Source organism: Lentzea xerophila (assembly GCF_051094245.1).
GTDB lineage: Bacteria > Actinomycetota > Actinomycetes > Mycobacteriales > Pseudonocardiaceae > Lentzea > Lentzea xerophila.
The window spans coordinates 6,529,963-6,544,100 of sequence record NZ_CP194934.1; the positions used below are offsets into that span (position 1 = coordinate 6,529,963).

Genomic DNA, 14,138 nt, shown 5'->3' on the forward strand with positions numbered 1-14,138 from the left:
GCCGGCGTCGTCAGCTCTCGTAGGGTTCGACCGGCTCGGGCACCGGGGTGAACGACTCCACGGTGAAGCTCGGCACCCAGGAGTTCTTCTCGGACGCCGACTTCGGCACGACCTGGCCGGTCACCTCGACCCACTGCTCGTCGGGCAGCGACGGCGCGTCCCCGGTCAGCTTCACCTTCAACGGCCGGGCGTCGGCGGCGCAGCACGAGATCGCGAGCCGGGCGACGAACGTGTCGCCTTCCGCGCGCAGCAGGAAGCCGGTGAGCTTCACCCGGCGCCCGTCCAGCGTCCCCGACTCGTCCCACGCCGTGCGCGTGACGAACTCCGTCATGGACAGCGGGATGACGTCGCCGGACGGCAGTTCGCCGAGCAGGTTGCGGGACCGCTGCGTCTGGTTGGTGTCGGCGGCGGAGTTGACGACGTCGCCGCCCAGCGCGGGCGGCGAGATCAGGAACACCGCCATCACCGGCAGCAGCATCAGCCACGTCGAGCGGGACGAGTGCGAGTGCCCGTGGTCGTTCTCCTCGGCGGCCTTGCCCCGGCGGATGTCCCGGATGATCGCGAACAGCGCGAGGCCGATCATGATCACGCCGGCCGCGATCAGCAGCGGCAGCAGGCCCTTCTGGACGTACCTGAGGTACAGCCCGGAGAAGCTGATCTTCAGCAGCGCGCCGCCGAGCAGGACCAGCAGGATGTTCTGGGTTTCCCGCCTCACAGCAGCACCACTCCCGTCACGACCGCGCAGAAGATCGCCACCACGAAGGTAGCGGGTGCGAAGCGGAACGCGAAGGACTTCCCGAACGCACCGGCCTGCAGCGCGATCAGCTTCACGTCGACGGCCGGGCCGACGACCAGGAACACCAGGCGCGGCAGCAACGGCAGTGCGGAGAACGCCACCGCGACGAACGCGTCGGCCTCCGAGCACAGCGCCAGGATGACGGCCAGGAAGGCCATCACGATCACGCCCAGGACGATCTGGCCGCCCAGCGTCTGCATCCACGCGGTCGGCACGAACGTCTTGAACGCCGCCGCGAACAGCCCGCCCAGCACCAGGAACCCGCCGGCGTCCACGAGGTCGTGCCGCGCGCTCTCGGCGAACACGGTCCACTTGGACGTCCCGGAGTGGTCCTCCAGCCGCGCCAGCGCGCGTTCGGCGATCCACTCGGCCTTGCCGAAGCGCACCCACAGCCAGCCCATGATCATCGCGGTCAGCAGCGACCCGACGAACCGGGCGACGACCATCATCGGGGTGTCGTTGAACGCCACCGCCGTCGACACCAGCACGATCGGGTTCACCGCGGGGGCCGCCAGCAGGAACGTCAGGGCGACGGCGGGTGCGACACCCTGCTGCATCAGCCGCCGCGCGACGGGCACCGAGGCGCACTCACAGCCCGGCAGGGCCACGCCCGCGACACCGGCCACGGGCACGGCCAGCGACGTCTTGGCCGGCAGCAACCGGCGCAGGGCCGAGGCCGGCACGAACGCCGCGATGGCGCCGGAGATAAGCACGCCGAGCACCAGGAACGGCATGGCCTGCACGCAGATCGCCACGAACACGGTGGACGCCGTGCGCAGCTTCGGCACGTCCAGCAGGTCGACGAGGCGGGACTGGAAGAGCAGTGCGAGAACGAGGATCCCGCACAGCACCTCCAACGACGTGATCTTCAGCCGAGGCGGGCCGGAGCGCCGCTTCGACGAGCGGATCTCGCCGGTGATCGTCATTCCGCGTCCAGGTCCAGCAACCGGCGGTAGGTGCGCGCCATGCCCTCGCGGATCTCCTCGGGCGACGGCGGCTCGTCGAACTCGGCCTCTTCCTCCACGAGCTCGTCGGAGTCGTCGAAGTCGACGGGCGTGCCGTTGACCGCCTCCTCCGCCTCGGCCTCCTCCTCGAGGGCGGCCTCACGCAGCTCCTCGATCGTGGCGGAGACGTCCTCGGCCGACAGCGCGGGCAGCATCGGCTTCACGATGGCCAGCACGCCGCCCTCGGCGTCGTCGAGCGCCACGGCCTCGGCCAGCGCGACGGCGTGGTCACGCTCGTACGGGCCGCAGATGAACGAGTCCCAGTCGTCGCCGCCGGAGGGCTCGAACGTGACGGTCCAGGGGAACTCGTTGACGTCCGAGTCCTCTTCCGGCTCGTAGATGATCACGCCACCCATCGAAGGGTCCTTTCTCAAGAAAACCGGGAGAGGAGTTCGCCGCGTACCTGCGACGCGGTCGACACGACCAGCATGAGCAGCGTGCTCAGCGGTTCCGGCTTGAGGCCGTCCGCCGGGAACGCGTACCGCAGCATCACGTCGGTCCCGCCGCGTTCGGACGCGATGACACCGAGCGTGCCGAACAGGCCCTGACCAGCGCGTTCGGCGACCCACACCGCCGCGTCGCCGGGCAGGTCCCACGCGACCACGACCGTCAGCGAGAGCACCGTCAGCCCTTCGGCCAGCTCCATGCCCTGCACAGCGCACGGCACGTCGCCGTGGCGGAAGCTCAACGCGCCGTCGTCGTCCACGGAAACGTCGTGGAACAGCTCCAGCGCCTTGCGCGCGGCCTCCAGTGCCTCACCGCTCGCGTTCACGACACCTCCGAATCGGGCTTGTCGATCGCACCACCGAAACGGCGGTCGCGCTCGGCGAACTTCTCGACCGCGCGCCACAGGTCGGTGCGGTCGAAGTCGGGCCACAGGATGTCCTGGAACACGAGCTCGGCGTACGCGGACTGCCAGAGCATGAAGTTCGAGGTCCGCTGCTCACCGGACGGCCGGATGAACAGGTCCACGTCCGGCATCTCAGGCTGGTAGAGGTAGCGCGCGATGGTCCTCTCGTCGACCTTGTCCGGGTTGAGCTGCCCGGCGGCGGCGAGCTTCGCGATCTCGCGGGCGGCGTCACCGATCTCGGCGCGGCCGCCGTAGTTGATGCACATGGCGAGGTTGAGCCGGTCGTTGTCGCGGGTGCGCTCCTCCGCGACCTCCAGCTCCTTGATGACGCTGCGCCACAGCTTCGGCCGGCGTCCCGCCCAGCGCACCCGCACGCCCAGTTCGTCGAGCTCGTCGGTGCGGTGGTGGATCACGTCACGCGAGAAGCCCATCAGGAACCGGACCTCTTCGGGGCTGCGGCGCCAGTTCTCCGTGGAGAACGCGTACAGCGACAGCCACTTCACGCCCATCTCGATCGCGCCCTTGGCGACCTCCACGACGACCTGCTCGCCACGCTTGTGGCCCTCGACCCGCGACAGCCCGCGCTGGTTCGCCCAACGGCCGTTGCCGTCCATCACGATCGCGATGTGCTTGGGCACGAACTCGACCGGGATCGCCGGAGGAACAGCGCCGGACGGGTGCGGCTCCGGCGGGCGCGGAACGCGCTTCTCGCGGTCGGAGCGGCGACGACGCAGCATGGGGCTCGGCATCCTTCCGGAAGACGTGATCGGTGGCCGCCAGATTAGCCGTCGTCGGACTTGGCCTTGCGCTCGACCAAAGGCAACGACCGCAGCTGCCGTTCGAGGTGCCACTGCAGGTGGGCCGCGACCAGGCCACTCGCGTCACGACGGGCGATGTGCGGGATCTCGTCGACCACGCCCCACTGCCCGTGCAGCAGCGCGGAGAGCAGCGTCAGCGTGTCCTGGGAGGGCGACGCCGAGCCGGGCGGGCGGCAGTTCGGGCAGCACGAGCCACCGGCCTGGACGCTGAACGCCCGGTGCGGACCGGGATCGCCGCACTTCGCGCACTCGTTCACGGCGGGCGCCCAGCCCGCGAAGGCCATGGCGCGCATGAGGAACGCGTCCAGCAGCAGCGACGGGTCACGCTCGGCACCCGACAACGCTCTCAACGCCCCGGCGACCAGCAGGTAGAGCCGCAGCACAGGTTCGCCCTCTTCGGCCGTGAGCCGGTCGGCCGTCTCGAGGATCGCGCACGCGGCCGTGTAGCGCTGGTAGTCGTTGACGATGCCGACGCCGAACGCGTCCAGCGTCTGCACCTGCGTGATGATGTCGAGCGACCGGCCGGGGTGGAACTGCGCGTCGACGTGGCAGAACGGCTCCAGCCGCGCGCCGAACTTCGACGACGTGCGGCGCACGCCCTTGGCCACGGCGCGGAGCTTGCCGTGCTTCTGGGTCAGGAACGTGATGATCCGGTCCGCTTCACCGAGCTTCTGCACGCGCAGCACGATGCCGGTGTCGCGGTACAGGTTGGCCATCAGAAGCCCAGGCGGCGCAGCTGTTTCGGGTCCCGCTGCCAGTCCTTGGCGATCTTGATGTGCAGGTTCAGGTAGACCCGGCTGCCGAGCAACGCCTCGATCTGCTTGCGGGCCGCCATGCCGACCTGCTTGAGCCGCTCGCCCCGGTGGCCCAGGATGATCGCCTTCTGCGACGGCCGCTCCACGAACACGAACGCGTGAATGTCGATCAGGTCGTCACGGCCCTCACGCGGCTGCATCTCCTCCACCACCACGGCGATGGAGTGCGGCAGCTCGTCGCGCACACCCTCCAGCGCGGCCTCGCGGATCAGCTCGGCCACCAGCGTCTGCTCCGGCTCGTCGGTCAGGTCGCCGTCCGGGAACAGCTGCGGCCCCTCGGGCAGCTTGCCCAGCAGCAGGTCGCTGAGCTTGTCGACCTGGAAGCCGTCGACCGCGGACACCGGGATGATCTCGGCGAACTCCATGACCTTCTGCAGCGCGAGCAGCTGCTCCATCACCTGCTGCTGCGACACCAGGTCGGTCTTGGTGACGATGCCGACCACGGGCGTGCGCTTGGCGACCTTCTCCAGTTCGGCGGCGATGAACTTGTCACCGGGGCCGACCTTCTGGTCCGCGGGCACGCAGAAGCCGACGACGTCGACCTCCGACCAGGTCTCGCGCACCAGGTCGTTGAGGCGCTGGCCGAGCAGCGTGCGCGGCCGGTGCAGCCCCGGCGTGTCGACCAGCACGAGCTGGCCGTCCTCACGGTGCACGATGCCCCGGATCGTGTGCCGGGTCGTCTGCGGCTTGCTCGACGTGATGGCGACCTTGGTGCCCACCAGCGCGTTCGTCAGCGTCGACTTCCCTGCGTTCGGGCGGCCGACGAAGCACGCGAACCCGGAGCGGTAACCATCCATCCGCCCATTGTCCCTCTAGCCGGTTCTGGCCGTTCGCGGGGCCTTCCGGCCACCTGGAACCGCTCGCGCGGCTCGCTAGAACTGCTTGCGCAGCTCGCCGGCGGTGTTCGCGAGATGCACCGGACCGGTGGGCGTGAGGTCACGCACGGCCGCCAGCGACTCCCCATCCACCCGGTTCGACTCGGTGACCACCGCCGCCGCCTCCAGGCCCTCGGCACCGCTCGACACGGCGGCCGCGATGGCCGCCTGCAGCGCGGTGAGCTTCAGCGACGGCAACGCGACCGTGGACGCGCTGTAGGTGCGGCCGTCGAGGTCCCGCACGGCCGCGCCCTCCGCCGCCCCGTTGCGCGCACGGACGGACCGCGCGAGCGTGACGAGCTTCGCGTCCTCGGGGTCGAGGTCAGTCATCTTCTTCTGTCTCCTTCTGCGCGGGGCGCACGAGCACGGTGGTGACGCGGATGCGGCCACGTTCGTCCTTGCCGCCCTCGGCCCGCATGCGCAGACCGGCGATCTCGGCCTCGGTGCCGGGCAGCGGCACGCGCCCGAGGCGTTGCGCGAGCAGGCCGCCGACGGTCTCGACCTCGTGGTCGTCGAGCTCCGTGCCGAACAGCGCGTCCAGGTCGTCGACCGGCAGGCGCGCGCTGACCCGCACCGCGCCGTCCTCCAGGTGCTCGACCGGCGGGCGGTCGTCGGTGTCGGACTCGTCGGTGATCTCGCCGACGATCTCCTCGAGGATGTCCTCGATGGTCAGCAGGCCCGCGGTGCCGCCGTACTCGTCGACCACGATCGCCATGTGCTTGCGGGACACCTGCATCTCGCGCAGCAGGTCCGCGATCGGCTTCGAGTCCGGGATGAAGCTCGTCGGGAGCATCAGCTCGGCGACGCTCTTCGGGTCCTCGTCATCCGCGAGCGTGGCCCGCATGAGGTCCTTGAGGTTCACCACGCCGAGCACGTCGTCGACACTCTCGCCGATCACCGGGACGCGCGTGTAGCCGGTGCGCAACGACAGCGCGAGCGCCTGCCGCAACGACTTGGCCTGCTCGATCCACACGATCTCGGTGCGCGGCACCATGATCTCGCGCGCGATGGTGTCCCCCAGCTCGAACACCGAGTGGATCATCTCGCGCTCGCCCTCGTCGACGACGCCGCGTTCCTGCGCCATGTCGACCAGCTCGCGCAGCTCGACCTCGGAGCTGAACGGCCCCTCGCGGAAGCCCTTGCCGGGCGTGATGGCGTTACCGACGAGGATCAGCAGCTTGGACAGCGGCCCGAGCACGCGGCCGAGCTGCCGGACGGTGCCCGCGGCGAGCAGGCTCACGCCGTACGGGTGCTGCCGGCCGATGGTGCGCGGTCCGACGCCGACGAGCACGTACGACACGACCAGCATGCTCATGCACGAGTACAGGACGGCGAGCCAGTCCTGGTCCACGTACTCGAGGAACACCGTCGTGACCAGCACCGCCGCCGACATCTCACAGGCGAGGCGCAGCAGCAGCAACAGGTTGACGTGCCGCGGCCGGTCGTTGAGCACGTGCAGCAACTGCCCGGTGCCCCAGCGACCCTGCCGTTGCAGGGCCTCCACCCGTGCGCGTGACACGGTGCCGAGAGCGGCATCCACGCACGCGAACAGGCCGGCGACAAGCACGAGCAGAACGGCCAGCACGATCACACCGGCAGGGTTCGCGCTCATGATCCGTTTTCTCTAGGGTCCGATTTCTCTGGGGAGGTCAGGCTTCGTCGTTCTTCTCGTCGAGACCGACCGCACCGAGCACCTTGTCGTCGGTGCTGCGCTGGTGCGCGGCCCGTTCGGCCTCGTCACGCGCGTTGCGGAAGTCCGTGAGGATGCGGTTCTGCAACGTGAACATCTCGCGTTCCTCGGCAGGTTCGGCGTGGTCGTAGCCGAGCAGGTGCAGCACCCCGTGCACGGTCAGCAGGTGCAGCTCGTCCAGCAGGCCGTGGCCCGCCTTCTTGGCCTGGTCCTTGGCGAACGCGGGGCACAGCACGATGTCCCCGAGCAGCGCCGGGCCGAGGCCCGCGGCGTCGGGGCGGCGCGCGGAGTCCAGCTCGTCCATGGGGAAGGCCATGACGTCCGTCGGACCCGGCAGGTCCATCCAGCGCTCGTGCAGGTCCGCCATCACGTCCAGCTCGACGAGCAGGACGGACAGCTCGGCCAGCGGGCTCACGCCCATGCGGTCCAGCGCGAAGCGGGCGGCGGAGACGATGGAACCCTCGTCGACTCCGACACCCGACTCGTTGGCGATCTCGATGCTCACGGCGCCTATCGTCCCCGCCGCTGGTTCCCCCGGCGCGCACCGGGTCCGTGGTGTTGCCCGTTCTGGTCGATGGTGTCCTGCTCGACCTGCCACTTCTCGTACGCGTCGACGATGTCGCCGACCAGCCGGTGACGCACCACGTCCTGGCTCGTCAGCACCGAGAAGTGCACGTCGTCGACCCCTTCGAGGATGTCCCTGACGACCTTCAGGCCGCTGCGCTGGCCGCCGGGGAGGTCGACCTGGGTGATGTCACCGGTGACGACCACCTTGGAGCCGAAGCCCAGCCGGGTGAGGAACATCTTCATCTGCTCGGGCGTGGTGTTCTGCGCCTCGTCGAGGATGATGAACGCGTCGTTGAGCGTTCTACCACGCATGTAAGCCAGTGGCGCGACCTCGATCGTGCCCGCCTGCGTGAGGCGCGGGATCGACTCGGGGTCGACCATGTCGTGCAGCGCGTCGTAGAGCGGGCGCAGGTACGGGTCGATCTTCTCGTAGAGCGTGCCCGGCAGGTAGCCCAGGCGCTCGCCGGCCTCGACGGCCGGGCGGGTGAGGATGATCCGGTTGACCTGCTTCGACTGCAGCGCCTGCACGGCCTTGGCCATGGCGAGGTAGGTCTTGCCGGTGCCGGCGGGGCCGATGCCGAAGACGATGGTGTTCTTGTCGATCGCGTCGACGTAGTGCTTCTGGTTCAGCGTCTTCGGCCGGATCGTGCGGCCGCGGCGGCTCACGATGTCGAGGCTCAGGACCTCGGCGGGCGACTCGGCCTCGTTCGCGCTCAGCATCGCGACGATGCGGCGGACGGCGTTCTGGTCGATGGCCTGGCCACGGCCCGCGAGGGTGATGAGCTCGGAGAAGACGCGTTCGGCGAAGGCCACGTCGGCGGGGTCGCCGGACAAGGTGATCTCGTTCCCGCGCACGTGCACGTCGGCGTCGAGCAGTTCCTCCGCGAGCCGGAGGTTCTCGTCGCGCGATCCGAGCAGCGTGAGCACCGCACCTTCCGGCACGGCGAACCGGGACTGACCTTCCTTGTTGCTCTGCTGTGTTTCTTCGGCCACGTGGCCCCGGCCTGCTTCCTGTCGCTCGGATCTGGTGCCGTCGATGCTAGTCCGGCCGAAAATGAGTGGCTACCGGATTGCTCACCGTGTGTGCTCAGGAATCGTGGAGATTCGCAGGCTTGGTGTCGACGACATACCCGAGTGCATGAAGCTCATCACGGACCGGGGTTGGGCGTGGACGCCCGCGCAGTGGGAGTTGATGCTCGAACTGGGTCCGGGTTTCGGCGCGTTCGACGCGACGGGGCTGCTCGGCACCGCGTTGACGACGCCGTATCCCGAAATCCAGGCGATCAGCGGCGTTCTGGTCGGATCATGGGCGGAACGGCGCGGAATCGGGACGGCACTGATGTCCAATATATTGGATATCAGACCGTCGGTTCTCTACGCGACTTCCATGGGTGAGCCGCTGTATGCCCGGCTCGGCTTTCACCCGGTCGGGGCCACGGCCGACTACCACGGCGTGTTTCCCGGATCCGCTCCCGGCGTGTCGCGGGAGGCGACCCCTGCCGACGGGGAGTCGCTGGCGGCGCTCGACCGCGAGGTGAGCGGGTACACACGGCCCGTGCTGTGGGAGCGGCTGCTGGACCCGTCGTCGCCGTATACGGTGCGGATGTCGGAGGCCGGCGTGATCGCCACCCGCCCGAACCCGGTGGGCCTGACCATAGGTCCGGTGATCGCACCCTCCGCCGCGGCCGCGTTCGAGATGATCGCGGACGTGTCCGCCGGCGCGGGCGAGGTCCGGGTGGACACGGACAACGCCGACGTGGCCGCGTTCCTGGTGGGGCAGGGCTTCGAGAAGCGCACCGGCGGCTGCACGTTGATGGTGCGCGGCACCGCGGACGTGCCGGGCGACCGCTCGCGCTACTTCGCACCCGCCTCGCACGCGTTGGGATGACTTGGGGATCTGGTGGAACTGCGACGACTGACGCTGGACGACCTCACCGCGTGCTCCGACCTGGCCGAGAGCCGGTCGTGGCCGCGCGAGGAGAACAAGTGGGAGTTCCTGCTGACCTACGGTGAGGGCTGGGGCCTGTTCGACTCCGAAGGCCTGGTCGGCACGACGATCGTGACGCGCTACCCGGAGCTGGCGTCGATCAGCATGGTGCTGGTCGCGGAACGCGCCGCGCGTCAGGGCCACGCGCGCCGGCTGGTATCCCATGTACTGGATACGGGTGTCTCGACGTTGTTCGCGACGGCGATGGGCCGTCCGCTCTACGAGCAGCTGGGTTTCCGCACCGTCGGCTTCACCGACATCCACGTGGGCACGTTCACGGGGCCGGTATCCGATATATCGCAGCTCGCGACAGCCGCCGACCTCGACGAACTCGTCGCGCTCGACACGAAGGCCACCGGCATCACCCGGCCGTACCTGTGGGAGTCGTTGCTCGCCATGGGCTCCGTCCGGATGTCCGAGCACGGCGTCGCCGGCTCGTGGCGCGTCCGCGACGACCTGCTGCTGATCGGCCCGGTGCTCGCGGACTCCCCCGCCGACGCGTGCGCGCTGATCGCCGACTCCGCCACAGGCAACGGCCGTGTGCGCGTGGACGTGCACGACCCGGAGGTGGTCGCGTTCGTGCGCGAACACGGCATGGAGTCGTGGGGCGAGTGCACCTGGATGGTCCGCAACGCCGAGCAGTTGCCCGGCGACCGCGCCCGCTACCACGCGCCGCTGTTGCAGGCCCTGGGTTAGAGGCGCTGGCCGCCCAGCAGGTGCAGGTGGGCGTGGAAGACCTCCTGCCCGCTGTCCGGTCCGGTGTTGAACAGCAGCCGGTAGCCCGTTTCGGCCACGCCCTCGGCTTCGGCGACCTCCTTCGCGGCGGCGAAGAGGTCGCCGAGCTGGTCACCGTTCAGGTCGACGGCGTTCGGCACGTGCTCGCGCGGGATGAGCAGCACGTGCACGGGCGCCTTGGGCTGGATGTCGCGGAACGCCAGCGTCGTCTTGGTCTCGTGGACGACCGTCGCGGGAATCTCACCGTCGACGATCCGGCAGAACAGACAGGACATGGCCCCGACGTTAGGCGAACAGCCGGTCCAGCTGCTCGTCGACGGCCTCGACCATGTCCTCGGCCGTGAGCTCGTCGGGTCCGAGCGCGTGGTGGATGTTGAGCCCGTCGATCAGCACGATGAACCGCCGGGCGGCCTTCATCGGCACGACGCCGTCCCGCAGTTCACCGGCTTCCCGCGCGGCGACGAGAACGCGCGCGATCCCGTCGTACAACTCGCGCGTGCCGAGGCGCTCCAACTCGTGCAGCGACGGTTCCACCATCGCCCGCGGCAGGAACGACAACAGCACCGCGGCCTCGACCCGGCGCTCGTCGTCCAGCGCCAGCATCTCGTGCGCGAAGCGCCGCAACACCTCCCGGTGACCGGCGGTGGTGTCGATCTTCTCCAGCCGTGCGATGAACCGCCGGTACGCGAGCTCCATCGCGAACCCCAGCAGGGCGTCCTGCGTCGGGAAGTAGTGGCGCAGCGACCCGCTCGACCACCCGGACTCCGCCGCGACGGCACGCACGGACGCGCGGTCTATCCCGTCCCGCCGCACGATGCGCCAGACCGCCTCAGCGAGTTCGCGGCGGCGCTGCTCGTGGTCGACAACCTTGGGCACCGGCTCCCCTTCTACCTGCCGCGCGCGAGCCGGACGACCGCCGCGCGACACCTCTCCCACGACTCGGTGCCCGGCGTGATCATGTCCATGTGCCCGGCCCCTTCCACGACGACGAGCTCGGCCTGCGGCTCGGCGGCGCAGAACCCGATCGCCTGCCGCACCGGAACGTCCTCGTCCTGGTCACCGTGCACGCAGATCACGGGCTTGCCGATGGGCACCAGCGCGGCCGGCGAGGCCTCCGCGAACTGCTCCTCGGTGCACAGCTCCAGCGCCCGGGGTGTGATGTCCTTGGTGAAGTCCAGCACAGCCGCCTGGGCCACCGCTCCGACCACTCGCGCGCTGTGCTTGGCCGCCCACACAGCGAGATGTCCTCCGGCGCTGTGGCCGAGCGTCACGACGGGCCCGATGTCGACGGCGTCGATGGCGGCGAGCACGTCCTGTCCCGTCCGCGGCCACCCACCGCCACCGCTCACGCGCCGGTATTCGATGTTCCAGACGGCGAATCCGTCGTTCACGAGCGCGTCCGCGAGCGGCCGCCCTAGTTCCAAGCCGTAGCGCTGGTGCCAAAAACCACCGTGAATGACGACAACGGCACCCTCAGCAACACCGTCGGGAAGGTAAAGCTCGCCGAACTGACTGGGGTGGTCACCGTAAGCAATTCTCTGCACACGCAGAAACTACGGGAAAGGCCACCGATCTTGTCGGACTCGTGGCGCGGGGTTTGAGCCTCGACCCCACGCTTTTGGTGCAGAGGCAACGACGGCGCGCAGCGCCAAGCAGCCAAACCCAAGAGGGATGCCCCCCCGCTGAACAGGGCCTTGCCGAGGCCGAAGGCGAGTTGCCCGCCGAACAGGGCCTGCCGAAGCCGAAGGCGAGGCGGCCGGGGGTCCGGGGGCTGGCCCCCGGCGCGGGGTTTGGGGGCTCGGCCCCCAAAAGACACGCTTTTGGTGCGAGCAGCGAAGGCGCGAAGCGCCGAGCAGGCAGGCACCAACCAAAAGGGGCGCCCCGCGGTCCGAAGCCTGGGGGTCGCTTCGCCGCGAGGCGCCGACGCCGGACCGAGGGGGGAGGTGTCCGGCGAGTCTTTTGGTCAGAAAGGCCTAATCGTCTACTCCGTTTCCGGATAGACCAATCAGCCCCTCTGCGAACTAGGGTAACCCCATCGGCCTGGGATTCGCTACAACTTCCGTCAAGCCAATCCATCCGATGTTCACCTGGGAAGTGATTGGGGTCACCACCGTGACGTGAGTACCCCAATGGCACCGAGAGCAACCGCGGCGGCGGTAGATGCACGCAGAACAGTTGGGCCCAATCGGACGATCCGCGCGCCCGAAGATCGCAAAGCGTCGAGTTCCTCGGGCGTGATCCCGCCCTCGGGACCGACGACGAGCAGCACATCTCCGGACGCGGGCAGCTCGACGTCGGCGAGGCGCTCGGTCGCGCTCTCATGCAACACGAGCGTCAACGCCGACGACGACACGCGATGAGAAAGCTGGTTCGTGCTCACGGGTTCGTCGACCACGGGTACCCGCGAACGGCGGGCCTGCTTCGCCGCCTCGCGTGCCGTGGAACGCCAGCGCCCCAACGCTTTCGCGCCGCGCGGGCCGTCCTCCCACTTCGCCACGCACCGGGCGGCGCGCCACGGCACCACGCCGTCCACGCCGGCCTCGGTGGCGAGCTCGACCGCGAGTTCGCCGCGGTCGCCCTTCACCAGGGCCTGGGCGAGCACCACGCGCGGCGTCGGTTCAGGCTCCGTCCAGCGCTCCACCACCCGCAAGGACAGGGCATCGCGCTCGACCGCGGCCACCGCGCACCGCACCTGGGTGCCGGAACCGTCGGACAGCACGAGCTCCTCGCCGACGCGCAGACGCCGGACCGTCGCGGCGTGGCGGCCTTCCGGGCCGTCCAGCACGAACTCCTCGCCCGACGGCAGCGCCGGGACGAGGAAGACGGGCAGGGTCACCGGTTGCCGCGGGAGGCACGCAGGCGGGAGAACAGTCCGCCGCCGCCCTTGCCGTTGTGGGACAACGAGGGCTCGCTCTCGCCGCGCAGCTCGGCCAGGTCGCGCAGCAGGGTCGCCTGCGCGGCGTCGAGCTTGGTCGGCACGACGACCTCGAGGTGCACGTGCAGGTCGCCGCGGCCGTCGACGCGGCCGGTGGAACGCAGCTTCGGCATGCCGCGGCCCGTCAGCACGAGCTGCGTGTTCGGCTGCGTGCCGGGGTCGATCTGAAGGTCTTCCTCGCCGTCCAGCGTCTTCAGCGGCAGCGTGGCGCCCAGGGCGGCCGTCGTCATCGGGATCTGCACCACGCAGTGCAGGTCGGCGCCGTCGCGTTCGAAGATCTCGTGCGGGTGTTCCTCGACCTCGACGTAGAGGTCGCCGGCCGGGCCGCCGCCGGGGCCGACCTCGCCCTGGCCCGCGAGGCGCACGCGCATGCCCTCGGCGACACCGGCGGGGATGTTCACGGAGATCGTGCGACGCGAGCGCGTGCGGCCGTCACCGGCGCACTGCTGGCACGGGTCGGGGATGACCTCGCCGAAGCCGCGGCACACCGGGCACGGGCGCGAGGTCACGACCTGGCCGAGGAACGAGCGCTGCACCGACTGGACCTCGCCGCGGCCGTGGCAGGTGTCGCATTGGACGGGCTTGGAGTTGTTCTGGGTGCCGGCGCCGTGGCAGCGGTCGCACAGGATCGCGGTGTCGACGGTCAGGTCACGGGTGGTGCCCGACGCGCACTCCTCCAGCGTCATGTCGAGCCGGATCAGGGCGTCGGAACCGGGCTGCACGCGGCTGCGCGGACCGCGGCCGCCGCCGGGCGTGGCGCCGAAGAACGCGTCCATGATGTCGCCGAGGCCGAAGCCGGCGAACGGGTCACCGCCACCGCGGCCACCGCCGCCCGAGTCGAGGGGATCGCCACCCAGGTCGACGACGCGGCGCTTCTCGGGGTTCGACAACACCTCGTAGGCGGCCGTCACCTCCTTGAAGCGTGCCTCCTCGTTGGGATTGACGTCCGGGTGCAGCTGCCTGGCGAGCTTGCGATAGGCGCGCTTGATCTCATCCTGTGTCGCGTTCTGCGAAACACCGAGGATGCCGTAGTAATCCCTGGCCACCTTGTTCGCTTTCATGTTCA

The 14,138-nt window shown here is 69.7% G+C and carries 18 protein-coding genes; 2 read left to right on the forward strand and 16 right to left on the reverse strand.

Translation table 11 applies throughout. The features are described 5' to 3' along the window. Positions 1-10: 10 nt before the first annotated feature. The 11 genes from ACRSBM_RS30995 to ACRSBM_RS31045 form a co-directional block, all read right to left on the reverse strand. A complete protein-coding gene (locus tag ACRSBM_RS30995) occupies positions 11-715 on the reverse strand; it encodes a TIGR03943 family putative permease subunit (protein ID WP_434448740.1) in 705 nt (234 codons plus the stop codon). Further along, the gene (locus tag ACRSBM_RS31000; RefSeq protein WP_434448742.1) at positions 712-1,722 is read right to left on the reverse strand and encodes a permease; all 1,011 of its coding nucleotides are present in this window, start codon (positions 1,720-1,722) and stop codon (positions 712-714) included. The genes ACRSBM_RS30995 and ACRSBM_RS31000 overlap by 4 nt, the downstream gene beginning before the upstream one ends. Beyond that, the gene (locus ACRSBM_RS31005) at positions 1,719-2,156 is read right to left on the reverse strand and encodes a hypothetical protein (RefSeq protein ID WP_434448744.1); all 438 of its coding nucleotides are present in this window, start codon (positions 2,154-2,156) and stop codon (positions 1,719-1,721) included. The genes ACRSBM_RS31000 and ACRSBM_RS31005 overlap by 4 nt, the downstream gene beginning before the upstream one ends. 14 nt (positions 2,157-2,170) lie before the next feature. Continuing rightward, positions 2,171-2,572, reverse strand: a complete 402-nt coding sequence (locus ACRSBM_RS31010) for a YbjN domain-containing protein (protein ID WP_089922327.1) — start codon at positions 2,570-2,572, stop codon at positions 2,171-2,173. Then, on the reverse strand, positions 2,569-3,387 hold the full coding sequence (locus ACRSBM_RS31015; protein WP_434448746.1) for an isoprenyl transferase: 819 nt from the start codon (positions 3,385-3,387) through the stop codon (positions 2,569-2,571). The genes ACRSBM_RS31010 and ACRSBM_RS31015 overlap by 4 nt, the downstream gene beginning before the upstream one ends. Before the next feature lie 44 nt (positions 3,388-3,431). Then, the gene (gene recO / locus ACRSBM_RS31020) at positions 3,432-4,184 is read right to left on the reverse strand and encodes a DNA repair protein RecO (RefSeq protein ID WP_434448748.1); all 753 of its coding nucleotides are present in this window, start codon (positions 4,182-4,184) and stop codon (positions 3,432-3,434) included. After that, positions 4,184-5,080: a GTPase Era gene (era, locus tag ACRSBM_RS31025; RefSeq protein ID WP_434448750.1), complete on the reverse strand. Its 897-nt coding sequence runs from the start codon at positions 5,078-5,080 to the stop codon at positions 4,184-4,186. Before era ends, recO begins: the two co-directional genes overlap by 1 nt. Before the next feature lie 75 nt (positions 5,081-5,155). Continuing rightward, positions 5,156-5,488: a cytidine deaminase gene (locus ACRSBM_RS31030; RefSeq protein WP_434448752.1), complete on the reverse strand. Its 333-nt coding sequence runs from the start codon at positions 5,486-5,488 to the stop codon at positions 5,156-5,158. Continuing rightward, entirely contained in the window at positions 5,481-6,770 is a 1,290-nt protein-coding gene (locus tag ACRSBM_RS31035) for a hemolysin family protein (RefSeq protein WP_434448754.1), read from the reverse strand. Before ACRSBM_RS31035 ends, ACRSBM_RS31030 begins: the two co-directional genes overlap by 8 nt. A gap of 37 nt (positions 6,771-6,807) precedes the next feature. Continuing rightward, positions 6,808-7,353: an rRNA maturation RNase YbeY gene (gene ybeY, locus ACRSBM_RS31040; protein ID WP_434448756.1), complete on the reverse strand. Its 546-nt coding sequence runs from the start codon at positions 7,351-7,353 to the stop codon at positions 6,808-6,810. 5 nt (positions 7,354-7,358) lie between these two features. After that, entirely contained in the window at positions 7,359-8,408 is a 1,050-nt protein-coding gene (locus ACRSBM_RS31045; protein ID WP_434448758.1) for a PhoH family protein, read from the reverse strand. Between the two features lie 145 nt (positions 8,409-8,553). Here ACRSBM_RS31045 and ACRSBM_RS31050 point away from each other — a divergent pair, with 145 nt between their 5' ends. Both ACRSBM_RS31050 and ACRSBM_RS31055 read left to right on the forward strand, forming a co-directional pair. Then, positions 8,554-9,303 carry a hypothetical protein gene (locus tag ACRSBM_RS31050; protein WP_434448759.1) on the forward strand — a complete coding sequence of 250 codons (750 nt, stop codon included), beginning with the start codon at positions 8,554-8,556 and terminating at the stop codon, positions 9,301-9,303. A 12-nt stretch (positions 9,304-9,315) separates the two neighbouring features. Next, a complete protein-coding gene (locus ACRSBM_RS31055; RefSeq protein WP_434448761.1) occupies positions 9,316-10,098 on the forward strand; it encodes a GNAT family N-acetyltransferase in 783 nt (260 codons plus the stop codon). On the opposite strand, the gene ACRSBM_RS31060 is transcribed toward ACRSBM_RS31055, so the two are convergent. From ACRSBM_RS31060 to dnaJ, 5 genes are all read right to left on the reverse strand, one after another. Then, a complete protein-coding gene (locus ACRSBM_RS31060; protein WP_434448763.1) occupies positions 10,095-10,412 on the reverse strand; it encodes a histidine triad nucleotide-binding protein in 318 nt (105 codons plus the stop codon). The genes ACRSBM_RS31055 and ACRSBM_RS31060 overlap by 4 nt on opposite strands. 10 nt (positions 10,413-10,422) lie before the next feature. After that, positions 10,423-11,013, reverse strand: coding sequence for a TetR/AcrR family transcriptional regulator (locus ACRSBM_RS31065; protein WP_434448765.1), 591 nt, complete (start codon positions 11,011-11,013; stop codon positions 10,423-10,425). Positions 11,014-11,024: 11 nt separating this feature from the next. Further along, a complete protein-coding gene (locus ACRSBM_RS31070; protein ID WP_434448767.1) occupies positions 11,025-11,681 on the reverse strand; it encodes an alpha/beta hydrolase in 657 nt (218 codons plus the stop codon). Positions 11,682-12,241: 560 nt separating this feature from the next. Next, positions 12,242-12,973, reverse strand: coding sequence for a 16S rRNA (uracil(1498)-N(3))-methyltransferase (locus tag ACRSBM_RS31075; RefSeq protein WP_434448769.1), 732 nt, complete (start codon positions 12,971-12,973; stop codon positions 12,242-12,244). Beyond that, entirely contained in the window at positions 12,970-14,118 is a 1,149-nt protein-coding gene (gene dnaJ, locus ACRSBM_RS31080) for a molecular chaperone DnaJ (protein ID WP_434453282.1), read from the reverse strand. Before dnaJ ends, ACRSBM_RS31075 begins: the two co-directional genes overlap by 4 nt. Between the last annotated feature and the right edge of the window lie 20 nt (positions 14,119-14,138).